The sequence below is a fragment of the Streptomyces sp. ME19-01-6 genome (genome assembly GCF_033793745.1).
Classification (GTDB): Bacteria; Actinomycetota; Actinomycetes; order Streptomycetales; family Streptomycetaceae; genus Streptomyces.
Genome location: NZ_JARAXF010000004.1, coordinates 573,240 through 594,508, shown reverse-complemented (window position 1 = coordinate 594,508; position 21,269 = coordinate 573,240). Strand labels below are relative to the sequence as shown.

18 protein-coding genes, 3 tRNA genes and 3 pseudogenes are annotated in these 21,269 nt (G+C 71.2%); 16 read left to right on the top strand and 8 right to left on the bottom strand.

All coding sequences use genetic code 11. The features are described 5' to 3' along the window. Positions 1 to 136: 136 nt before the first annotated feature. Together htpX and PV419_RS12755 are read left to right on the top strand one after the other, a co-directional pair. Complete coding sequence (htpX, locus tag PV419_RS12760; protein WP_319688070.1) at positions 137 to 1,000, top strand: zinc metalloprotease HtpX; 864 nt, start codon at positions 137 to 139, stop codon at positions 998 to 1,000. Beyond that, the gene (locus PV419_RS12755) at positions 997 to 1,395 is read left to right on the top strand and encodes a YccF domain-containing protein (RefSeq protein ID WP_319688069.1); all 399 of its coding nucleotides are present in this window, start codon (positions 997 to 999) and stop codon (positions 1,393 to 1,395) included. The genes htpX and PV419_RS12755 overlap by 4 nt, the downstream gene beginning before the upstream one ends. Before the next feature lie 127 nt (positions 1,396 to 1,522). On the opposite strand, the gene PV419_RS12750 is transcribed toward PV419_RS12755, so the two are convergent. Further along, positions 1,523 to 2,011: a YajQ family cyclic di-GMP-binding protein gene (locus tag PV419_RS12750; protein WP_319688068.1), complete on the bottom strand. Its 489-nt coding sequence runs from the start codon at positions 2,009 to 2,011 to the stop codon at positions 1,523 to 1,525. Between the two features lie 191 nt (positions 2,012 to 2,202). Between PV419_RS12750 and PV419_RS12745 the strand changes: the two genes are divergently transcribed. Together PV419_RS12745 and PV419_RS12740 are read left to right on the top strand one after the other, a co-directional pair. Next, a tRNA-Tyr gene (locus tag PV419_RS12745) sits at positions 2,203 to 2,284 on the top strand. Between the two features lie 125 nt (positions 2,285 to 2,409). Continuing rightward, on the top strand, positions 2,410 to 3,024 hold the full coding sequence (locus tag PV419_RS12740) for a UTRA domain-containing protein (RefSeq protein ID WP_319688067.1): 615 nt from the start codon (positions 2,410 to 2,412) through the stop codon (positions 3,022 to 3,024). A gap of 26 nt (positions 3,025 to 3,050) precedes the next feature. On the opposite strand, the gene PV419_RS12735 is transcribed toward PV419_RS12740, so the two are convergent. Further along, positions 3,051 to 5,864, bottom strand: a complete 2,814-nt coding sequence (locus tag PV419_RS12735; RefSeq protein WP_319688066.1) for an AfsR/SARP family transcriptional regulator — start codon at positions 5,862 to 5,864, stop codon at positions 3,051 to 3,053. Between the two features lie 338 nt (positions 5,865 to 6,202). Here PV419_RS12735 and PV419_RS12730 point away from each other — a divergent pair, with 338 nt between their 5' ends. Next, positions 6,203 to 9,319, top strand: a complete 3,117-nt coding sequence (locus PV419_RS12730; RefSeq protein WP_319688065.1) for a type 2 lanthipeptide synthetase LanM family protein — start codon at positions 6,203 to 6,205, stop codon at positions 9,317 to 9,319. A gap of 137 nt (positions 9,320 to 9,456) precedes the next feature. Here the strand turns inward: PV419_RS12730 and PV419_RS12725 are convergent. The 3 genes and pseudogenes from PV419_RS12725 to PV419_RS12715 form a co-directional block, all read right to left on the bottom strand. Then, positions 9,457 to 9,987: pseudogene (locus tag PV419_RS12725) on the bottom strand (IS5/IS1182 family transposase); the annotation flags it as partial. A gap of 79 nt (positions 9,988 to 10,066) precedes the next feature. After that, positions 10,067 to 10,948 (bottom strand): TIGR03620 family F420-dependent LLM class oxidoreductase, encoded by an 882-nt coding sequence (locus tag PV419_RS12720; protein WP_319688064.1) that lies wholly within the window; start codon positions 10,946 to 10,948, stop codon positions 10,067 to 10,069. Further along, positions 10,945 to 11,871: an NmrA/HSCARG family protein gene (locus PV419_RS12715; RefSeq protein WP_319688063.1), complete on the bottom strand. Its 927-nt coding sequence runs from the start codon at positions 11,869 to 11,871 to the stop codon at positions 10,945 to 10,947. Before PV419_RS12715 ends, PV419_RS12720 begins: the two co-directional genes overlap by 4 nt. 162 nt (positions 11,872 to 12,033) lie before the next feature. Between PV419_RS12715 and PV419_RS12710 the strand changes: the two genes are divergently transcribed. The 3 genes and pseudogenes from PV419_RS12710 to PV419_RS53250 form a co-directional block, all read left to right on the top strand. Next, positions 12,034 to 12,579: a helix-turn-helix domain-containing protein gene (locus tag PV419_RS12710; protein WP_319688062.1), complete on the top strand. Its 546-nt coding sequence runs from the start codon at positions 12,034 to 12,036 to the stop codon at positions 12,577 to 12,579. A gap of 161 nt (positions 12,580 to 12,740) precedes the next feature. Further along, on the top strand, positions 12,741 to 13,259 hold the full coding sequence (locus PV419_RS12705; protein WP_319688061.1) for a metallophosphoesterase: 519 nt from the start codon (positions 12,741 to 12,743) through the stop codon (positions 13,257 to 13,259). 161 nt (positions 13,260 to 13,420) lie between these two features. Continuing rightward, a pseudogene (locus PV419_RS53250) lies at positions 13,421 to 13,600 on the top strand (ISKra4 family transposase); the annotation flags it as partial. On the opposite strand, the gene PV419_RS12700 reads toward PV419_RS53250, so the two are convergent. Next, a complete protein-coding gene (locus tag PV419_RS12700; RefSeq protein ID WP_319688194.1) occupies positions 13,597 to 14,166 on the bottom strand; it encodes a hypothetical protein in 570 nt (189 codons plus the stop codon). The pseudogene PV419_RS53250 and the gene PV419_RS12700 sit on opposite strands and share 4 nt — an antisense overlap. 412 nt (positions 14,167 to 14,578) lie before the next feature. Here PV419_RS12700 and PV419_RS12695 point away from each other — a divergent pair. Together PV419_RS12695 and PV419_RS12690 are read left to right on the top strand one after the other, a co-directional pair. Beyond that, positions 14,579 to 15,343: pseudogene (locus PV419_RS12695) on the top strand (cytochrome P450); the annotation flags it as partial. Positions 15,344 to 15,670: 327 nt separating this feature from the next. After that, positions 15,671 to 16,150: a DUF3574 domain-containing protein gene (locus tag PV419_RS12690; protein WP_319688182.1), complete on the top strand. Its 480-nt coding sequence runs from the start codon at positions 15,671 to 15,673 to the stop codon at positions 16,148 to 16,150. Positions 16,151 to 16,181: 31 nt separating this feature from the next. On the opposite strand, the gene PV419_RS12685 is transcribed toward PV419_RS12690, so the two are convergent. Next, positions 16,182 to 16,841 (bottom strand): NAD(P)H-binding protein, encoded by a 660-nt coding sequence (locus PV419_RS12685; RefSeq protein ID WP_319688060.1) that lies wholly within the window; start codon positions 16,839 to 16,841, stop codon positions 16,182 to 16,184. 105 nt (positions 16,842 to 16,946) lie between these two features. Between PV419_RS12685 and PV419_RS12680 the strand changes: the two genes are divergently transcribed. Next, positions 16,947 to 18,134 (top strand): hypothetical protein, encoded by a 1,188-nt coding sequence (locus tag PV419_RS12680; protein WP_319688059.1) that lies wholly within the window; start codon positions 16,947 to 16,949, stop codon positions 18,132 to 18,134. Positions 18,135 to 18,185: 51 nt separating this feature from the next. On the opposite strand, the gene PV419_RS12675 is transcribed toward PV419_RS12680, so the two are convergent. Continuing rightward, on the bottom strand, positions 18,186 to 19,484 hold the full coding sequence (locus PV419_RS12675; RefSeq protein WP_319688058.1) for an amidohydrolase family protein: 1,299 nt from the start codon (positions 19,482 to 19,484) through the stop codon (positions 18,186 to 18,188). A 220-nt stretch (positions 19,485 to 19,704) separates the two neighbouring features. On the opposite strand from PV419_RS12675, the gene PV419_RS12670 reads away from it, so the two are divergent. The 5 genes from PV419_RS12670 to PV419_RS12650 all read left to right on the top strand — a co-directional run bounded on the left by PV419_RS12670 (position 19,705) and on the right by PV419_RS12650 (position 21,201). Then, positions 19,705 to 19,777: transfer RNA gene (locus tag PV419_RS12670), tRNA-Thr, on the top strand. Positions 19,778 to 19,832: 55 nt separating this feature from the next. Next, positions 19,833 to 19,905 (top strand) — tRNA-Met (locus PV419_RS12665). Positions 19,906 to 19,988: 83 nt separating this feature from the next. Next, a complete protein-coding gene (gene rpmG, locus PV419_RS12660; RefSeq protein ID WP_065962933.1) occupies positions 19,989 to 20,153 on the top strand; it encodes a 50S ribosomal protein L33 in 165 nt (54 codons plus the stop codon). A 110-nt stretch (positions 20,154 to 20,263) separates the two neighbouring features. Further along, the gene (locus PV419_RS12655; RefSeq protein ID WP_319688057.1) at positions 20,264 to 20,770 is read left to right on the top strand and encodes a MaoC family dehydratase N-terminal domain-containing protein; all 507 of its coding nucleotides are present in this window, start codon (positions 20,264 to 20,266) and stop codon (positions 20,768 to 20,770) included. Next, on the top strand, positions 20,767 to 21,201 hold the full coding sequence (locus tag PV419_RS12650; protein ID WP_319688056.1) for a MaoC family dehydratase: 435 nt from the start codon (positions 20,767 to 20,769) through the stop codon (positions 21,199 to 21,201). Before PV419_RS12655 ends, PV419_RS12650 begins: the two co-directional genes overlap by 4 nt. Positions 21,202 to 21,269 lie beyond the last annotated feature (68 nt).

Here is a 21,269-nt window from a genome sequence, read left to right as displayed (position 1 = left end):
CGGCCCACCGGCCCGCCACGTGTGCACTAGGGAACCAGCGACCTCCGTATGGCGTTGACCAATGCGGAAGGGTCCACTGGAAGGTGGAGACACCGCGAAAAAGGGTTCTCTTGCGGCATCTTTTGGAGGGCGCACCGTGCATCGTCGGCACAACGGGCTCAAAACCGCCGTACTGCTCGGGGGACTGTCCGCCCTCATCATCGTCGTCGGCAGCCTCTTCGGCCGTACCGGCCTGATCGTGGCGGTCCTGGTGGCGCTGGGCACCAACGCGTACGCGTACTGGAACAGCGACAAGCTCGCCCTGCGCGCCATGCGCGCGCGGCCCGTGAGCGAGTTCGAGGCCCCCCAGCTCTACCGCATGGTCCGCGAGCTCTCCACCGCCGCACGCCAGCCCATGCCGCGCCTCTACATCTCCCCGACCGAGGCGCCCAACGCCTTCGCGACCGGCCGCAACCCGCGCAACGCGGCCGTCTGCTGCACCGAAGGCATCCTGCGCCTCCTGGACGAGCGTGAGCTGCGCGCCGTCCTCGGCCATGAGCTCAGCCACGTCTACAACCGCGACATCCTCATCTCGTCCGTCGCCGGCGCGCTCGCCAGCGTCGTGATGTTCCTGGTCAACTTCGCCTGGCTGATCCCGATCGGCCGGTCCGACGACGACGAGGGCCCTGGCTTCCTCGGCATGTTGCTGATCATGATCCTCGGCCCGCTCGCGGCCACCGTCATCCAGCTCGCCGTCAGCCGCTCCCGCGAGTACGAGGCCGACGCCTCCGGCGCCCAGCTCACCGGAGACCCCCTCGCCCTCGCCAACGCCCTCCGCAAGCTCGAGGCGGGCACCCAGCAGCTCCCACTGCCGCCTGAGCCCCGCCTGGAGACCGCGAGCCACATGATGATCGCCAACCCCTTCCGCGCCGGCGAGGGCATGGCCAAGCTCTTCTCCACCCACCCGCCCATGGCGGAGCGCATCGCCCGCCTCGAACAGATGGCAGGTCGCCAGCCATGAAGACGATCTTTAACCTCATCTGGCTGATCCTCTCCGGTTTCTGGCTGGCCTGTGCCTACCTGATCGCCGGGCTGCTCCTCTTCGTCACCATCATCGGCATACCCTTCGCCATCGCCTCCTGGCGCATCGCGGGCTTCGCCCTCTGGCCCTTCGGCCGCACCGCCGTCCCCCGCCGCGACGCCGGCGCGCCCTCCTGCGTCGGCAATGTGCTGTGGCTCGTCCTCGCGGGCTGGTGGCTGGCGCTCGGCCACATCATCACCGGCGCCATCCTGTGCCTCACGATCATCGGCATCCCGCTGGGCCTGGCCAACTTCAAGCTGATCCCGATATCCCTGACCCCCCTGGGTCACGAGATCGTCTCCTCGGACCGCCCCTTCGCGAGCGGGCGCTGGTAGCCGCTCCGGCGGAAGCGGACGGAAGCCGGCGGAAGACACACGCCAAGGGCGGGCAGCCCGGAAACAGGCTGCCCGCCCATACAAGGGAGAGCCGGAGAGGGCTCTGCCCGGACGGCAGTGGTGACGCTCACCGGTAGTTGATGAACTGCACCGCGAAGTCGAGGTCCTTGCCCTTGAGCAGCGCGATGACGGCCTGCAGGTCGTCCCGGCTCTTGGACGACACCCGCAGCTCGTCGCCCTGCACCTGCGCCTTCACGCCCTTCGGGCCCTCATCACGGATGATCTTGGCGACCTTCTTGGCGTTCTCCTGGGAGATCCCCTCCTGCAGCGAGGCGAAGATCTTGTACTCCTTACCGGAGGCCTGCGGCTCGCCCGCGTCCAGCGCCTTCAGCGAGATCCCGCGCTTGATCAGCTTGGACTCGAAGACGTCGAGGATCGCCTTGACCCGCTCCTCGGAGTTCGCGCGCATCTCGATCCGCTCGCCCGACCACGCGATCGAGGCGTCGACATTCTTGAAGTCGTAGCGCTGGGAGATCTCGCGGCTCGCCTGGTTGAGAGCGTTGTCGACCTCCTGCCGCTCGACCTTCGAGACGATGTCGAAACTGGAGTCGGCCATCTTGAGTTGGCTCCTCGTACATAGATCTGTCAGGGGCACGGCCCGCCGGACCGCACGGGCCAGCCTAGCCATCCCAGCCATGATCGAGACGGGATCAACCCAGTGGCGGAGCACCCCCTGTCATCGGGTATTGTTTACGTCGTCGCCAGGGGGTTCCCGACAGCGGGAGCAGAGCCCCTGGTCACATCCCAGGCGGTGTGCCCGAGTGGCCAATGGGAGCGGACTGTAAATCCGTCGGCTTAGCCTACCCAGGTTCGAATCCTGGCGCCGCCACGCTGGGAAAACGGCCCCTGAGCTGCGGAAACGCAGCCGGGGGTCGTTGTCGTTCAAGGAATCCTCACATTCGCTCAAGGACCTATCCTGAGACCGTCCGGCCAATCGAGGGCGGTGAGCACCGCATGGGGACCTTCGTCCGCAAGCCCCGCCGGCGGGTGGAGCTGAACCGGGTGGAGCGGAACAACGACCGGCACCAGTGGGAGAAGGACCGGGTGCGCCAGGCGCGGGGCGAGCGCCTGAAGACCGGCTCCACGGAACACGACACCGGGCTGGAGGTCAGCGACCTCGTCTTCCGCGCCGAGTACCGCGAGGCGAAGGCCGACGCGGATCGTGCGGCGGTGTTCGGCGTGCCGGTCGGCACGCGGCTGCTGGAACGGACCTACCGCACGAACTGCCGCGAGGGCTTCCCCTTCGCGCTCGTGCGCTCGTATCTCGTCCACGAGGTGGCGGCGGCCAACCCGGACCTGCTCGACGAGGCGAACGAACCGTGGCCCGGCGGCACGCAGAGCCAGCTCCACGCGATCGGCATCGAGCTGGACCGGGTGGAGGAGCGGATCACGGCTCGCCCGCCGACCGTGGAGGAGGCCGGAGAACTCGGGCTGGAGAAGGGCGTCTCGGTGATCCTCCTCCGGAAGATCTCCGTCGACATCAACGGCCGGGTCGTGGAGTTCTCCGACGTCACCCTGTCCGGGGACCGCACCGAGCTTGTCTTCACCACGCCCCTGAAGCGGTGGTGACCGAGCCAGGTCGGTTACTCGCCCGGTCACTCGCCCGGACAGGCCCCGAGCGCGTCGAGGGCACCGAGCTTCTCCCGGAGTTCGTCCGAGGCCAAGTGGTCGATCTCGTCGGCGATCTTCAGGGCGTGCTGCCATACGGATCGGGCCGCGTCGGGTGCGTCGCGGGCGGCGTGGCTGTCGCCGAGGTGGCCGAGGATCTCGACCTCTCCGCACCGGTCGCCGAATTCGCGCACGAGGTCGAGGGCGCGCTGGTAACAGGTGACGGCGTCGGTGTGGCTGCCGAGGTGGTGGTGGGCGTAGCCGAGGCTGTCCCATGCTCCGGCCTCGGCGTGCCGGTTTCCGGACTTCTGGTTGAGCTCGACGGCTTCGGTGCAGTAGTCGAGGGTGCGCTGGTATTCGCCGAGCATGGCGTGGAGCCAGCCGGCGTTGTTCAGCGACTTGGCCTGTCCGGTCGGGTGGTTTGTCCGCCGGTAGAGCGCGAGGGCCTGTTCGTTGTGGACGAGGGCGTCGCGCAGGCGGTCCTGCTCCACGAACACCCAGCTCAGTCCCCGGTAGGCGTGTGCTTGGCCGAGGGGTTCGGCTGAGCGGCGGTAGAGGTCGAGGGCGTGCTGGAAGTGGGTGTGGCCGTCGTCGAGACGTCTGATCTGGGTGTAGACCGCGCCGAGGCCGCGATGGGCGCCGGCCTGCCAGGACGCGTTGCCGAGGCGCTGGGCGGCGAGCAGCGCGATGTGCTGGGTGTCGGCCCAGTCGCGCCAGTGGCCGCGGTAGTCGAAGAACGGCTCGAGGGCCTGGGCGAGCATCCAGACGTGGGAGTCGAAGCCGAAGGCGCGGGCCAGGTCCAGGGCGCCGAGCAGGAACGGGTGCTCGGCGGTGAACCAGGTCAGGGCGCTTTCCTCGTCGGTGAACTCCTGGGGTGACACGCCTGGCCGGGGGTCGGGCAGGGGGATCCGGTCCCGGTGCGGGTCGAGGAGTTCGGCGGCGGCGCCGGCGGTGTGGAGGCAGAAGTCCAGGAGGCGGCGTCGGGCGGACTGGCGGTGGGCGGTGGGGAGGGTCTCGGCCTGTTCGGCGGCGTAGAGGCGGACGAGGTCGTGCACGCGGTGGCGGTGGGGGGAGTGCTGCTGGAGCAGGTGTGCGGCCTGCAGGGTGCGCAGGTGTGCGCGGGCCCGGGGTGTGGGGAGACCGGTGAGGCTCGCGACGGCGGAGACGCTGATGTCCGGCCCGGGGGCGAGGCCGAGGAGGCTCAGGGTTTCGGCCGCGTCGGCTCCGAGGGCGCGGTAGGAAGAGGAGAACACCGCCCGCAGGTCGGCGGCGACATCGCCGGTGTCCAGGGCGTCGAGTCTGGTGGCGGCCTCCTCGACCTCCTCGGCGAGGGCCGAGAGGGGGAGGTCCGGGTGGGCGGCGGCGCGGGCGGCCAGGATGCCGACGGCCAGCGGAAGTCCTCCGCAGTGGTTCAGGAGTGTGTGGACGGCCGCGGGTTCGGCCGTCACTCGGTGGTCGCCGAGGTGGCGGGTGAGGAGGGCGCGTGCCTCGGCCTCGGAGAGTACGTCGAGACCGAGGGCGCGGACTCCGTGGGTGGCGGCGAGTCCGGTGAGGCGGTGGCGGCTGGTGATCAGCACGGTGCAGGTGGGGCTGCCGGGCAGCAGGGGCCGGACCTGGTCGCTGTCGCGGGCGTTGTCGAGCAGGATGAGCAGGCGTTTGCCCGCGACCAGGCTCCGGTACAGCCCGGCCTGCCCCTCCACGTCCGAAGGTATGGCCGCCGGGTCGGCGCCAAGGGCGTCGAGGAGGCCGCGTATGGCCGCCGCCACCGGGACGGGCTCGGCGGAGGGGTCGAAGCCCCGCAAGTTGACGTAGAGCTGTCCGTCGGGGAAGTCCGGCAGGTGGTGGTGGGCCCAGTGCAGGGCCAGCCAGGTCTTGCCGATGCCGCCGGGACCGGTGATCGCCGCCATGGTCACGGGGCCGTCGGGCCCGGCGCGTCCGTCCAGGAAGCGGGCGAGTTGGTCCAGTTCCTGGGTGCGGCCGGTGAACCTGGCCGGGGGAGCCGGGAGGTGGGCGGGTACGGGGCGGCGGGCCGGCCGGGTCGGCGCGGGGGCGGGCGGGGCGAGCTCCGGGGCCGAGGTGAGGACCCGCTGGTGCAGCAGCCTCAGGCGCGGCCCGGGGTCGACGCCCAGCTCCTCGGCCAGCCTGCGCCGGAAGCCGTCGTAGTGGGTCAGCGCCTCCGCGGCTCGCCCGCCGCGGTACAGCGCCAGCATGATGTGGCCGGCCAGGCGCTCGTTGAGCGGCTGCTCCTCGACGAGGCCCAACAGCTCGGTCAGCAGCTCTTGGTGGCGGCCGAGCAGGAGTTGGGTGTCGCCGCGGTCCAGCAGGGCGGCAAGCCGCTCCTGCCGTAATCCCTCACGTACGGAACCGATCCACGGGGTGTCACAGGACGCGCAGAAGTCCCCCCGCCACGCCCCCAGGGCCTGATCGAAGAGAGGCGCGGCGACCGATGCCTCGTCGGCGGCGCGGGCCTGCTCGACCAGCGCGCGGAAGCGGTGCAGGTCCACGGCGTCGGGGTCGACCAGCAGCGTGTAGCCGCCCGAGCGCCGGGCGATCCGGCACTCCTCCTCGGCCACGGCCAACGCGCCCCGCAGCCGGGACAGATAGCTGTAGAGCGTCCCCTTGGCGCGCTGGGGGGCTTGTTCGCCCCAGATCCGGTGGACGAGCTGCTCCGCCGACACGGTGCGCTGAGCCTCCACCAACAGCACGGCCAGCACGGAGCGCTGCTGCGCATGGCCCAGGTCCAAGGCTTTTCCGTCGACGTACCCCCCGACGTCGCCGAGCACGCGGAACTCAACCGCCATGACCCGCTCCCCCCGTTGTCAGGTTTCCACCCTGCCAAAACCGGCTTCGAGCAGCCAGTTCAAGTTCAGGCCAAGGTTCCGCCAACAGCGCCGCGGAACTCTGCGGAATGTCACTCCGAAAAGCCCGGGCCATCAAGGAAAGGACAAAAGGAGATCCGATGAACACCGTAAAAGCTTGGAAGGACCGGAATACCGGGAGGCGCTCACCGCGCCCCCCGCCCACCCCTGACCATGCCTGATGCGCCATCAGCCGCAACGTCTGCCGGCGCTGATCCCCCACATCCGCCTTCCCCCGTGCCGCCCGCGATCACGGGGGAGGGCTGTTCGAAAGGCATGCCATGTCCTTCAGCGAGCTTCCCTGGCACAACGCCGCGTATCTGCACGAGAGGCCACCGTCGCCGGTGAAAGGCGACCCGAGTCGCTGGAGCGACACGCTCGGCCCGGGCGAGGCGCTGGCGTCGGCCGTCCACGCGCTCGGCCTCACCCACGACGACTTCCTCAACCGCCTCGGCCCGCAGTGCCGGCAGGACTGGCCGACGCCGACCCCGGACTGGGTACGGGCCGTCGACCGCCGGGCGGCTCTGGGTGAGGCGGAGGCGGACTCGTCGTCGCGGGTGTATCCGTATCTCGTCCGCGCCGACGAGATGGCGCTCATCCGCCCGGTCGCCGCCCTGGTCCGCGGCAGCCAGCGCGAACTCGGCGCCCGGGCCGCGGAGAGCACGGCGGGGTCGCGGCTGGCGACCCTCCCCGGCCTGCTGGCCCGGGCGTGGCCCAGCGAGGACATCGCCCGGATCACGGGGCGCACCATGGTGCGCGAGCTCAACGTGGCCCGGATCGAGGGGCGGCTGCGCGGGGACACGCCGCGGGAGCGGTACGCCGACTACCTCCGTCTGCTCGGCGATCCCGCGACGCGGCGGGCGCTGTGGGCCGAATACCCGGTACTGCTGCGCCACATCGGTGACCTGCTGACGGGCTGGGTGGACTCGCGCGCCGAGCTCGCGGAGCGTCTGGTGGCCGATCTGGCCGAGCTGGACACCTGGTGCGACGGCGGGCTCGGCGAGGTCACCGACGTGCGGTTCAGGGCGGGTGGCACCCACCGGCGCGGCCGCGGCGTCGCCATCGTCTCGTTCACCGGCGCCACCGTCGTCTACAAGCCGCGGCCGCTCGACGCCGATCTGGCCTGGGGGGAGGTCCTGGGCTGGTTCCACCGGCAGGCCCCGCCCCACGACCTGATCGCCCAGGCCACCCTGGCCCGCGACGGCTACGGCTGGTCCGGCTTCGTGGAGGCCCTGCCGTGCCGGACGCCCGAGGAGGTGCGGCACTTTTCCTGGCGCACCGGGGCGCTGCTCGCCCTGCACCACGTCCTGTGCGGCGTGGACGTGCACCACGAGAACCTGGTCGCCCACGGCGCGTACCCCGTGGTGATCGATATGGAGGCGCTGTTCCACGGCGCCCTGCCCGCCCCCGCCACCCGGCTGTTGACCGCTCCGGCCGACGGCCTCATGGCGGAGGGCGTGCTGTCCGTCGGCCTGCTCCCCTCGAAGCTCGTGGTCCGCGACCAGGGGAACGCGCGAGAGGACACGGCCGGCCGGCCGCGCCTGGACGGGGAGCCGGCCGATCCCCGCGAGCACGCGGCCGACCTGGAGGCGGGCTTCGCGTGGACGTACCGGGCGATCGGGAACGACCGGGCGGGCTGGGCCGCTCTGCTGGACCGGTTCGCCGATGTGGAGCTGCGTCATGTCCCGCGCGCCATCGCGTACTACTCCTCCCTGCTGGAGGACAGCCGGCACCCCGACTTCCTCCGCGACGCGCTCGACCGCGACCGGCTCCTCGCCCGCCTGGCGCTCGGCGCGGACGGCGGCCGGCCCTGGGAGCGGCTGGTGCCGTCGGAGCTGCGCGACCTGCGCCGGGGAGACGTGCCGTTCTTTTCGTCGACGCCCGGCTCGCGGGACCTCGTGGACGGCGACGGCGTACGGATCCCCGGCTTTCTGGAGGAGGCTCCCATCGAGGTGGCCCGCCGACGGCTCGCCGAGTTCGGCGAGGAGGATCTGGCCGTCCAGACGACGCTGATCAGGCGGGCCTTCGAAGCGCTGCGGCCCGCCACGGCCACCCGCCAGCGGGCTGTCCGGCTGCCCCTGCCCGACCGCGCGCCGGCGCCCGACGATGTGCTGGAGGAGGCGCTGCGGCTGGCCCACGGCCTGTGCGACACGGCGATCAGGCGACAGGACCGGCTCGGCTGGATCGGGCTCAACTTCCTCGACGATTCCAGCCGGCAGGTCGGGCCGCCCACGCCCGACCTGTACACGGGGATGCCGGGCGTGGGGCTGTTCCTGTCGGTCGCCGCCGCGCTGAGCGACGATCCGCGCCTCGGGGAGTACGCCGAGCTGACCGCCGCGTCGCTGGCCGGGCAGGCACTGGCCGTGGCCCACCGGCTCGCGTCCATGCCTCAGGCGCTGCTGAGGGAGGCGCTGGAGCAACACGCGGACGCGGGCGCCTTCGGCGTCACCGGCAGCCTGATCTACTACCTCGCCCACGTCGGCGCACGCCACCGGAGGGCCGATGTCCTCGACGCGGCCGAGCACAGCCTGGAGACGCTCAGCAAGCACATCGCGCTGGACAGCACGTACGACGTGATCGGCGGGAGCGCCGGCGCCATCCTGTCGGCGCTGGCCCTGCACGCGGCACGCCCCGGCTCCGCCGCGCTCCAGGTGGCCGAGCGGGCGGCGGCGCGGCTGCTCCAGGCCGCCGCGCCGATGGGCGACGGGCTCGGCTGGCCGACCAGGCCCGGTCCGCGGCCGCCGACCGGAATATCGCGGGGGGCGGGCGGTATCGCGTACGCGCTCGCGCGGCTGCACGCCGTACGGCCGCGGCCCGAGTACGCGCGGACGATCGCCGGGGCGCTGCGCTACGAACGGTCCGCTCTCGATACGGCGGTGGGCAACTGGCCCGGCCACCGGGCCGAGGAGCACGGCGGCAGCGGCGGACACCTGCCGGCCTGGTGCCACGGGGCCCCGGGAATCGGGATGAGCCGCCTCGGCATCCTGCGCGCCTCGGCGATGAGCGAGGCGGGTACGGCGGATACGGCGGCGGATACGGCGGAGTTGGCCGAGGAGGATCTGCGGATCGCCGAGCGCACCACCCGCGCCCATCTGTTCGGCCCCGACGGGGACGCGCTGTTCTCGATGGGGAACAACGGCCTGTGCCACGGCGACCTGGGCAACCTGGAGTTCCTCCAGCTCGCCGCCCAGCGGCGCGGTGACGAGGCCGGGACGGCGAGCGTGCGGCGGGCCGTCGGCGCCCTGCTCCGGCTGGGCCGCGAGGGCTGGCTGACCGGGCAGCTGAGCCCGGACTCCCTGCCCGGGCTGATGTACGGGCGGGCCGGCATCGGGTACAACCTGCTGCGGCTGACCTTCCCCGACCAGGTGCCGTCCGTGCTCCTGCTGGAGGGGCCGTGATGCGTGGCGCGGGCGTCCCTCGCCGGTGGAGCACCGGCTTCTGACGCTAAGGGTGACCGAGGTTAGGCGTCACCTCAGGCGACGTGCAGTTGGGCGGCGCGGCCACCGGTAGAGCTTTCTTGCATGTCGAATTGCGTGGGCAGGTTCCCGACCTGCTGCTTGGCGGCTTCGATGGTCGGTTCGAGCAGGACCGAGTCGTGCCGGTTGGCGCCGGCTGAGGCGAGACCGAGCGGTATCACGCCGCCGTCGACCAGGGTGGAACGCTTCAGCCCTTGCTCGGCCCGGTCGACTGGTGACGGCCCTGACTTGTCGCCCTTGCATGGGGCCTTGGTGTGACAGCCGTCGACGGACAGCTCGGACAGCTCCAGGCCGATCATCTTGTCGTACGCGGTCAGCGCGATGCGGTGCAGTTCGTGTGCCAGTCCCAGGTGGCTCCACTCTCTGAGCCTGCTGCGGATGGTCCAGTCCGAGCAGTCGGCGGTGGCGACTCGTTCGTATCCGGAGCCGTGTACCAGTGCTTCGACAACCAGTCCGAACACCATCCTGTCCGGAACGCGGCGGCGGTGGCAGCCCAGCGGATGCGTGGGGGCGAACTCGGGTCGCTCGGGCAGGAGAGCCGAGAACTGTTCCCGGAGAGGCTCAAAGAGAGATGACGGCACGGAGGGCAAGGCATCTCCTCGGCTTGCTCGGCGAACAGGGCGGCGAGAACAGCAGAGCCGCGCCTGTTCGCCACGTTCCCGGGCCGGGTCAGGGCAGCAGGTGTGCGGCGAGTTGCTTCCACTGCTGTGCGGGCAGGGTGTGGGGCGTGGTGGTGAGGAGGTGGAGGCTGACGTGGTCGGCCCCGGCGTCAAGGTGCTCGTGAACGCGGCGGACGATGTCCTCGGCGGTGCCGTGGGCCACGAGCGCGTCGACGAGCCGGTCGTTGAGCGAGTCCACGTTCTCGTACCCCAGGTCTGGGAGCAGGGTGCGGCGGTTGGGCAGGGCGGCTGCTGCCGTGGTGCGAGCCAGCGCCATGGTGTGCGAGCGGTCCGGGCCGAGCACGCACAGCTGGGTGACGGCCAGGAGCCCGGTGGGTCCGAGCACTGCTCTGGAGTTGCGGGTGTGTTCGACCGGCATGCCCAACGGGTTTGCGCCCCAGGCTCGTTCGGCGGCGAGTGCGAGCATGCCGGGGTCCAGGGCCGTGAGCACGCGGTGGGGCGAGGGGCCCGTGGCCGGCGGCCCGAACGGGGCGGTGTCCAGCGCGTCGAGGTAGGCGCGCATGGTGGGCAGTGGGGGGCCGAAGCGGTGGCCGCGGATATCTTCGGCGAGGCTGGGGTGGCTGTCCCACAGGCCGAGCAGGAAGCGTCCGGGGAATGCCTCCTCAAGGGTGCGCTGCGCGGCGGCGGTGGTCACCGGGTCGCGTGCGTAGATGTCCGTGCTGCCGGCCGCCACCACGATCCGGCGGGTCTGCGACAGCAGGATCCCGGCCTGCGCCATCGCTTCCCGCCCCGCCGTCTCGGGGAACCACAAGGTGCCGAAGCCGAGCTCCTCGATCGTGGTCACGGCCTCGCGGACACCGGCAGCCGGGCAGTCGTCGAGTTCGCCGGCCCAGATGCCGATACGCCCAAGGTGGGGCCTCTGACCGCTCACGCGTCCTGTCCCTCAGCATCCTGAGCGTTCAGGAATGCCGTGATCTGGGCTGCACCGGTTCGCTCCAGCCAGGTGCGGAAGTCCATCGCGGCGGGGTGCATCCGTCGCGTGGCGGGGATGTCGGCGCGGTAACCGCGTTCGTTCAGCCACTCGTGGGCGAACGCGAACTGCTCGTTTACGGCGCGGATCGTTTCTATCGGAATCCGGGCGTACGGAAGCGGGCGCCCGATTGCCGTCCCGATGTGCGCGGCGATCTGGACCGGGGTCAGTTCGTCGCAGGCCAAGGCCATAGCTCGCCCGATCCACTCCTGGGGCCGGGAAAAGGCCAACGCGGTGACAAAACCGACATCGTCCACGGCCATGATCTGCAGCGGAACGTCGGGGGCGATACCTGAGACCAGGTTGCCGCCTTGCAGGGCGTATTTACCGGTGTAGTTCTCCATGAAGGACACCGGCCGCAGAATCGTGGCGGGCAGGCCGAGCTTCGCGAGGTGCTGCTCGACCTGCCACTTGCTGATCAGGTTCTGGGGCAACGCCTCACGGCCGTGGCGGTCCGCGCCGGCGACCGAGCTGAAGACAAGGTGCCTGATGCCGGCGGTTTCGGCGGCTTCGGCGATGTTCATTCCCCAGCGGACCTCGTCCTCGGCGGAGAAGTCCGCCGCCGTACCGGGGGAGCCCACCGTGGGCTGGACGCTGAACAGCCCGTAGGCGCCTTCGGCAGCGTCGATGAGAGAGGAGACGTCCTCCATCTCCGCGCGTACGAGCTGCGCGCCGGCGCTGGCCAGGGCCTTGGCCGGCGCGCCGTCCGGATTGCGCGTGAGGGCGCGCACCTGCCAGCCACCGTCGAGCAGATGCCTGGTCACTGCCCGGCCCTGCAGGCCGGTCGCGCCCGTCACGACGATGGTCTTGTCCGTCGGTTCCACTGTCTCTCCTGGATGTCGCACACGCCGGGGAGGGCCACACCCATAACTGGGGTGGCCCTCCGGTTAATGCTCGATACGATATGGGGGACCACCCCGGTTAGCAAGCCGTCAGGAGCTCCCGTGTCCCAAGACGCCACCGTGCCGTCCTCGCCCAGGCGTCCCATGCGCGCCGACGCGCGGCGCAACTATGAACGGATCCTGGCCGCCGCCGGGGCCGCCATTGCCCAGCACGGCGTTGAAGCCTCCTTGGAGGAGATCGCGCGCCATGCCGGGGTCGGCTCAGCCACACTGCACCGGCACTTCCCCTCCCGGCAGGCGCTGTTGGAGGCCGTCTTCAAAGACCGGGTGGAGACCCTCTGCGCCAAGGCGCGCGACCTCGCGACCGAGCCTGACCGGGAAGCCGCGCTCGTCACCTGGCTTCACGCCGTCGGGGCACACGCCGTAACCAACAAGGGCCTGGGGGCAGCTCTGATGCCTGGTGCCGGCGATCCGACGCTTGGGGACACCTGCCACACGCTCATCGTGAACGCCGGCAGCGAACTACTCGCGCGCGCTCACCAAGCGCACGCCGTACGCCCCGAGGTCACCATCACCCAGCTGCTCAAACTCGTCGGAGCCATCGCCCTGGCCACCGAACACGACAGTGACGGCGCGGCCGAAACCGACCGCCTACTGACACTCGTTATCGACGGGGTGCGCCAGCACTGATGGCGCAGAGGAGATCGTCCGACATGACAGGCGAGGACAAGTAGAGCATGGGGGCGGTCCTCTGCAGTGACGGTCGGGATCAAGATGTGGGGCTGTAGTTCCGCTGGTTCGTCCTGGGCAGCAACAGCAGTTGGTGGGACAGGCCCTGGCCCGCTGCGGTGGTGGTCACCGGTGATGTTGCGGATGACGGCTCTCGGGAGGCGTACACGCGGGCGGGCGAGCTCCTGTCCGACTATGCCGGTCGACGCGGGGCGGAGGTTTTCTACACGACGGGTAACCACGACGAGCGCACCGCGTTCGGCGAGGTACTCGGCAGCGGCCACCGGCAGCCCGAGGCTGTTTATCAGGGGGCGGCGGGTGAGCGGGCAGCGGTCAGCACGGTGGGTGGATGGCGGTTGATCACGCTGGACACGCTCGTTCCGGGCAAGGGCTACGGCCGTTTGGACAACGGCCAGCTCGACTGGCTGCGTGAACTGCTGGCCATGCCCGCGCCTTTGGGAACCGTGCTGGCGTTTCACCATCCGCCGGTCGCCCTGGATGTCGATGTCCAGCGGGCCCTGGGCCTGCAGAATCACGCGGACCTGGCCGAGACGATCCGCGGGAGTGACGTCCAGCTCATTTTGGACACCGCACGGGCCGCTGATCCATACGCTTCACGCCCGGGATCCGCGCATGGGTGAGACGGCCTACGAGGCCGACGAGGCGGAGATGCACGACGTCATCAAGAGGCTCGGTCCTTCGCAACTGGCCTGAATTAGGGGCTGATGCGGGAAGACACTGATTGGCGAGGGGTCGGTGCCGTGGTGCTTCTACCGTGGCGGGGTGGAGGTGGGCGCCATGGTGTCGTTACCTCATTGCCGACCGCCTCGACATCACCGGCGCCCGATGGGGACTCGATGGCGCCGAAGCCGTCCTCCAGTTCCGTGCGCTGATCACGAACGGAGACTTCGAGGACTACTGGACCTTCCACGCGGCCCGCGAGCATCAACGCCTCTACCCCAACCCTGACCAGCAGAACTACGGCGCGGTCGGCTGCTGCTGCTGTTGTTGTTGGGGGTCCGGCTGGGGCGGCGGCTGCTGCTGCGGCGGGGACTGCTGCGGGTTCGGCTGGCTCTGGTCAGGTGTGGGCTGCTGCTGGGCCGGGTCGGACGGCGGGGGCGGAGGCGGGGGCGGGTTCGGCTGGGTCTGGTCAGGTGTGGGCTGCTGCTGGGCCGGGTCGGACGGGGGCGGCGGAGGCGGGGGCGGGTTCGGCTGCGTCTGGTCCGGCGTGGGCTGCTGGGTGTCCTGCGGCTGTTGGGACGGGGGCTGCTCAGGTGTCGGCTGGTCCGACTGATCCGTGGGGTCCTGCTGCTGCGCGGGCTGGTCCGCCGAGGGGGGAGCGGTTGACTCGGGCGAGGCGTCCGTCGCGGGCGGATCGGTCGAATCCGCGGGGGGATCGGATGAGGGATCGGATTCGGGTGTGGCCGACTCGGAGGAGGAATGGGATTTTTTGGGGGTGGTCGACTTGGGTGGGGAATTGGCGCTCGAGGCGTAGAAGATCGCGAAAACGATCAGGGCGGCCGCCGCGAAGCCGGTGCCGACGATCATTGCGAAACGACGCGAAAAACGCCATGAGTGCATACTCATATCTCCATCCTTCCGTCGCTTCCACTGTGCGCTCGCCATGGACCGCACACCTCCCCCGGCGGCGGGGGAATGTCCCCCTACCTTTGGGGGGCCTGCCGCGGTAATGCGCCCGTCCCAAGAACGCCGCGTATATTGCGCGATTTCTCATCGGGCGCGCCGGGATAACCGGTATTCGTGCCGCCCCCACCACGACCGGTTTTCCGGACCACCGGTGAAACCGTGCTGAAACCGCGGCGAAGGCCGCCGCCCGCAAGCTCCGCGGCATGACCCCACGACACGCCACCGCTGCCTCCCCCGTCCATCTCCCCCCGAGCTCGTCGAGGACCCGGTCGGCGCGTACGCGGACTTCCGTGCGCGGGACCAGCTCCCCCAGGTGGGGCTTCCGGGGCTGACGACCCCGCCCGGCTCGTCACCCGCTACGCCGACGTCAAGGCGGCCCTGGCCGAGCCGCGGCTCATCCGGGACCATTCCAAGGTGCCCGGCGGGGCCGGGGGAGGGGGATCCGCAGGCCGAGCTGGTGGAGGCCGCGTTCGAGGGATTTCCGACCGAGTACACGCAGTACGTCACCGGTCATCTGGCGCTGTTCGACGGCGAGGAGCACGCCCGGCGCCGCGCCCCGCTCACCCGGGCGTTCACCGCCCGGCGCATCGCGGCGCTGCGGTCGTTCGTGGAGCGGGCCGCCGAGGAGCTGCTCCGGGGGCCGGCCGAGAAGGGTGAGGCGGATCTGCTGGGCGAGTTCGCGTATCCGACCACCGTCGTCATCTGTGAGCTGATCGCGCGGCGGCGCGCCGAACCCGCCGAGGACCTGATCTCCGCGTTGATCGAGGGCGGCCGCGACACCGATGGCGGCGGCGAGCCTTTCACCGAGGACGAGCTGGTCTCGGTGGTCTTCCTGCTCATCAGCACCGGCATCACTCCGCCCGCCCTCTTCCTCGCCCACGCGGTCCTCGCCCTCTTCGATCACCCCGACCAGCTGGCCGGGCTCCGCGCCGAGCCCGGCCAGCTGGGGCGTGCCGTGCCCGAGCTGCTCCGCTACGTCACGCTCGTGAGGATCGGCGCCCCGATGTACGCCACCGAGGACTTCGAGTTCGCCGGGACCGCGCTGAAGAAGGGCGAGACGGTGACCGTGGCCCTGCTGGCCGCCGACCACGACCCGCGCGAGTACGGGGAGGCGCCCGAACGACTCGACATCACCCGGGAGTCCGGCCGCGGCGACGGCCATCCCGCCTTCGGCCACGGCGCCCACCTACTGCCTGGGCGCGGCCCTCGGCCGCCTCGTCGCCTCGGTGGTCTTCGACCAGGTGCTCATCCGGCGGCCGGGCGCCGCGCTCGCGGTCGGCCGGGACGAACTGGAATTCGGTCACTGGCCGGCGGACGGGTTCCACCTGCTGCGGCTGCCCGTACGGCTCTGAGGCGCCGGGAGGCGGTCTGTCGCGGGGGCGGCGAGCGGCGGGATCATCGGGGGATGTCGACCTTGAAGCCGCGTGTGCGGCTCGCCGCCGTCGGGGTGGCCTTCGCTCTCGCCGCGGCCACGCCCGTCGCCGCGTACGCCGCGCTCGACGACGAGCCCGCGTCCGCCGCCTCCTCGGGCCCCGCCTCCGCCGTCAGCCGGGGCAAGCCGTATGTCGAGACCCGGTTGTTCTTCGGGACGCAGCGGCCCGACGGCGGGCCGCCCGTGACCGACAAGCAGTTCATGGCCTTCGTCGACGAGGAGGTCACGCCGAGCTTTCCGTCGGGGCTGACGATCCAGGACGGACGGGGGCAGTGGCGGGACCAGAACGGGACGATCGAGCGGGAGCGGTCGTACGAGCTGATCCTGCTGTACCCGGTGTCCGAGGCGCGGGCGCACGACCCGCGGATCGAGCGGATCCGGGACGCCTACGAGCGGCGGTACGCACAGGAGTCCGTGGCCCGGGCGGACGAGGCCACCCGGGTGGACTTCTGAAGAGCACCCAAGGACACCGCGGCCGGAGCGCCTACGCGACCAGCGCCCGTACCGCCTCGGCCATCGGCGTCGGGCCGTTCACCAGCTCCAGCGTGCGGTGGGCCGTACGGGGCTCGTCGAGGAGGGCGAGCAGGGCGGCGGCCACGTCGTCGCGGGTGACCGAGCCGTAGTCGACGTGGTCGGCCAGGGTGATCTGGCCGGTGCCCGGGTCGTCCGTCAGGCGGCCCGGGCGCAGGATGGTCCAGTCGAGGGCCAGGCGGGCCCGTACGGCCGTGTCCGCCTCGGTCTTGGCGCGCAGGTAGGCGGCGAAGACCGGGTCGGTGTCCGGGGGGATCTCGCGGTCGGTGCCCATGGAGGAGACGACCAGGAACCGCCGTACGCCGGCCCGCTCGGCCGCGTCCGCGAAAAGCACCGTGGCGGCGTGGTCGACCGTCTCCTTGCGGGCGGCGTCCCTGCCGGGGCCCGCGCCGGCCGCGAAGACGGCGGCGTCGGCGGCCTCCAGGTGCTGGGCGAGGTCGTCCACCGACGCCTGCTCCAGGTCGCATACGACCGGTTCGGCCCCGGACGCCAGCAGGTCGCCCGCCTGCTCGGGGCGGCGGATGATGCCCGCGACCTCGTCCCCGCGCCGGGCGAGCAGCCGCTCCAGCCGCAGCGCGATCTGACCGTGTCCTCCAGCGATGACAATACGCATGATCCCGACCGTACGCCGTGCAACCCTCCTCGGCACTCGCGAGTCTGACCGGGAGATCAGGCGACGTTGTCTGTTCAGCCGACTGGAGGAGTCCCGATCACCGCCATGACCACCATGCGTAAGTCCCTGGTCGCCGTCGGCTGTACGACCGCCCTGGTCACCGGTGTCGCCGCGTGCGGCGCCATCGAGAACATCTCGGCCGGGAAGAAGCTGGAGAACGCGGCCGACAAGCTCGGCGAGCGCCGGTCCCTGTCGGTGGAGCTGGACCTCGACGCGACGCCCGAGCAGCTCATCGCCCTCTCCAAGAGCGACAGCGCGGCGGAGCCCATGACGCGCGAGGAGGCCGAGGCGCTGGCCGGGATGAAGGTCAGTGTGGCCGTCCAGGCCAAGAAGCCGCTGGCCGAGGCCGACGACAAGGACCTCCTCGGCACCCGGGTGAAGCTCAGCGGGCCCGACGGCGATCTTCTCGAGTACCGGGTCATGGGCGAGACGGCGTACATACGGGTGGACATGCGGGCGTTCGGGGAGCTGTCCGGCGAGCCCGTGCCGTCCGCCGACGAGCTGCCCGAGGACGCGCCCGGCGGCAAGGTGCTGCGCAAGCTCTTCGACGGCGGGTGGATCAAGGTCGACACCGCCGAGATGGAGAAGGCCCGCGACGAGTTCGGCGCCGAGGGCGGGAAGAAGGCGTCCGGCGGGTCCGAGATCTCCCCCGAGACCAGCAAGAAGATCACCAAGTCGCTCAAGAAGCTCTTCGCCCGTGAGGTCACCGTCAAGGACGAGGGTCGCCGTGACGGGGCGGACCACGTGGTGGCCACCGGGCCCGTCAAGACCCTGCTGACCGGTGTCTTCAACGAGCTGCGGCCGTTCACCGACGAGATCCCGGGCGGCGAGGACCTGCCGACCGCCAAGGACTTCAAGGATGTGCCGAACAAGAAGATCGCGGTCGACTTCGCCATCAAGAACGGCGCGCTCGCCGGGGCCCGCGCGGATCTCGCTCCGCTCGCCGAGGGGCTGAAGAAGGGTGAGAAGCTGCCGCTGAAGTTGACGTTCGGCGAGGCCGGGAAGATCGCGGCTCCGTCCGGCGCCACCGAGCTGGACATCACGGAGCTGATGGAGGCGGCCGCCGGGATGATGCTGGGCGACATCGATGAGGCCGGGGGCGACGCCGCCGCCGACGCGATCTCCGGGGACCACTTCACCGTGGACGATTCGGGGGAGATCTCGGACGGCGATCTCGACGGCCTCACCATCGACGTCGACGGCCTGGACAAGGCGGACGTGAAGGACTTCTGAGCCGACTCGGCCTGGCCGGCCAGGTCAGGCAGGCCAGGCAGGTCAGGCAGGTCAGTCGGCTCGCTCCGGCGGCTGCGGGCGGCCGCTGTGGTCCGGCCGTGCCTGCCGCGGCAGGTCCAGCGCCGCCGCCGCGGCCGCCGAGGCGCAGTACTCCCGCACCGCGCTCGTACGCGCCACCACGCGCCCCTGGTGGACCACCACCCGGCTGTACGCGAGCGAGAGCACGCCCGGCAGGCCGTCCCCGCGCACCGCGAGCAGCTCCGCCGGGAACCCGGCCTCCACGCGCACCTCGGGCAGCCCGAGCGCGGCCCGGGCGCGCCCGCAGACCGCCTCGTACGCCTCCTCGGGCTCCGCCTCGCCCCGCGAGGCCAGGAGGAAGGAGGCCTCCAGCGGGTCGCCCCGCCCGACCGGGTTGGCGGCGTCGCGCAGCGCCCCGCTGCCCGCGGCCACCCGGACCCCGGCCGAGCGCAGCAGCCGCACCGGCGCGCAGCTCGGCGCGTACGCCCCTCGCGCGCGCCGGTCCTCCAGCCCGGCGCAGTCGCCCTGGGGCAGGCAGACGACCGTGACGCCGGCCGCCGCGAGCCGGTCCGCCACCCGCGCCACCACGTCGCGCGGCAGCCGCGCCAGCCCTCCGCAGGGGCCGATCGTGACGCCCGGCCGCAACCCGCCGGCCATCGCCGCGAGCCGGGCGAGCCGCGCCGGGTCGTCGCCGTCCGTGTGCAGGTCCACGGCGCAGCCGTGGCGGGCCGCGATGTCGAGGACGGCCTCCACATGGCCGGTGGGGTCGGGGTCGAGGTCGGGGCAGCCGCCGATGACCCCGGCGCCCATCTTCACGGCGTCCCGCAGCATCGCCAGGCCGTCCGCCCCGGCCGCGCCGGTCAGCACCCGGGGCACGGCCACGGAGGACAGGTCGGTGAGCCCGCGCAGCGCCTCCCGGGCGCGCAGGACGGCCTCCAGGGACCGCAACCCGTGCACCCCGCCGATGGGCACATGCGTGCGCAGCGCGGTCGCTCCGTGGCCGAGGTGCAGCAGGGCGGCCTCGGTGGTGCGGCGCTGGACCTCCTCGGGCGCGTACGAGACGGGCCCGACGGTGTCGGCGGTGAGGGCGGTGTCGCAGTGGGCGTGCGGCTCGGCGGGGGCGGGGAGCAGCAGATAGCCGTCGAGGTCGATCCGGGTGCCGGGGACCAGGCTGCCCGCCGTGCCGACCGCCTCGATGCGCCCGCCGCAGACCCGTACGTCCACGGTGCGGCCGTCGGCGAGCCGGACGCCGCCGAGCACCAGTGCGGGGGCGACCTCGGGCGCCGCGCCGTCGTGGGTGGGCGGCTGCTGCTGCGGATGGCTGTCGGGCATCGCGCTCCTGGATGTCCTGTGGATGGATGTCCTGTGGATGTCCTGGGTTCAAGATCGCTCAGCGTGATCCGAGCCCGAGCCTAGGGCGCGCCGCGGGCGGCTTCCGGGAGGAGCCGAATAGTCGTACCGGTGTGGTGCCTGAGCAGACCCTGGGCGGACGGTCGGCGCCCCGATACGGATTTCACCTTCGGCGCCCGAGCGTGTAATGTCTTCATCGCTCGCCCCAATAGCTCAGTCGGCAGAGCGTCTCCATGGTAAGGAGAAGGTCTACGGTTCGATTCCGTATTGGGGCTCTGATGTGTGAGGTCTCCCGCTCGGCTCACGCCGGGTGGGTGCCAATCGCATCGCAGCGGTGTAGCTCAGTCGGTAGAGCAAGCGGCTCATAATCGCTGTGTCACCGGTTCAAGTCCGGTCACCGCTACTCACCGTAGCCGATTGCGGGGTCGGTCCTTCGATCGGCTACTATTTCTGCGTTCATCTATCCGTTCGTCAAGGAGCACTCACGTGGCTGCCACCGACGTCCGCCCGAAGATCACGCTGGCCTGCGTGGAGTGCAAGGAGCGGAACTACATCACCAAGAAGAATCGGCGTAACGACCCGGATCGTCTTGAGCTGAAGAAGCACTGCCCGCGTTGCAACGCGCACACCGCGCACCGCGAGACGCGATAAAGCGACGATCACATAGTTCGTATTCAAGGTCGCCCCCACCTGCGGGGGCGGCCTTGTTGCGTTCCACAACAACATCCTGAGCAACATCAACCGCAGGAGGTGCCGAGTCGATGGCGCTCGACCAGTCGTTCGTCGGGCGGTCCTACCCGCCCACCGCGCCCTACGAGGTCGGCCGGGAGAAGATCCGCGAATTCGCCGAGGCGATCGGCGACGCCAATCCGGTGTACTTCGATCCGGAGGCGGCCAAGGCATTCGACCACCCCGATGTGATCGCCCCGCCGACCTTCGTTTTCGCGCTCACCTTCAAGGCCGCCGGGCGACAGGTGATCGAGGACCCGCAGCTGGGCCTGGACTACAGCCGGGTGGTGCACGGCGACCAGAGGTTCGTCTACACCCGCCCGGTGCGCGCGGGCGACCGCCTCACGGTCACCTCGACGATCGACTCGATCAAGTCGCTGGCCGGCAATGACGTCCTGTCCGTCCGCGGCGAGGTGCACGACGAGGCCGGGGAGCACGTGGTGACCGCCCACACGACCCTCGTGGCCCGCGCCGCCGAGGCCCAGGGCGCCCCCGCGGCGGCCCGGGACGACGCCCAGGCAGCAAAGGAAGACACATGACAGCCAAGATCTCGTACGACGACGTCGAGGTCGGCACCGAGCTGCCCGCCCGGGAATTCCCCGTGACCCGCGCCGACCTCGTCCAGTACGCGGGCGCGTCGGGGGACTTCAACCCGATCCACTGGAACGAGAAGTTCGCCAAGGAGGTCGGCCTCCCCGACGTCATCGCGCACGGCATGTTCACCATGGCCGAGGCGGGCCGCGTGGTGACCGACTGGGCCGGGGACCCGGCGGCCGTCGTGGAGTACGGGGTGCGCTTCACCAAGCCGGTCGTCGTGCCGAACGACGAGAAGGGCGCGGCCATCGAGGTGACCGCCAAGGTCGCCGCCAAGCTGGACGACGAGGCCCGTACGGTCCGCGTCGACATCGTGGCGACCAGCGCGGGGCAGAAGGTGCTGGGCCGCGCCCGCGCCGTCGTCCGCCTCGCCTGAGGCCCCCGAGACCCCTTGAGAGCACGAGAGGCGCCCCACGGGGCCAGGCCGGGCCGCGCCGGGGCGCC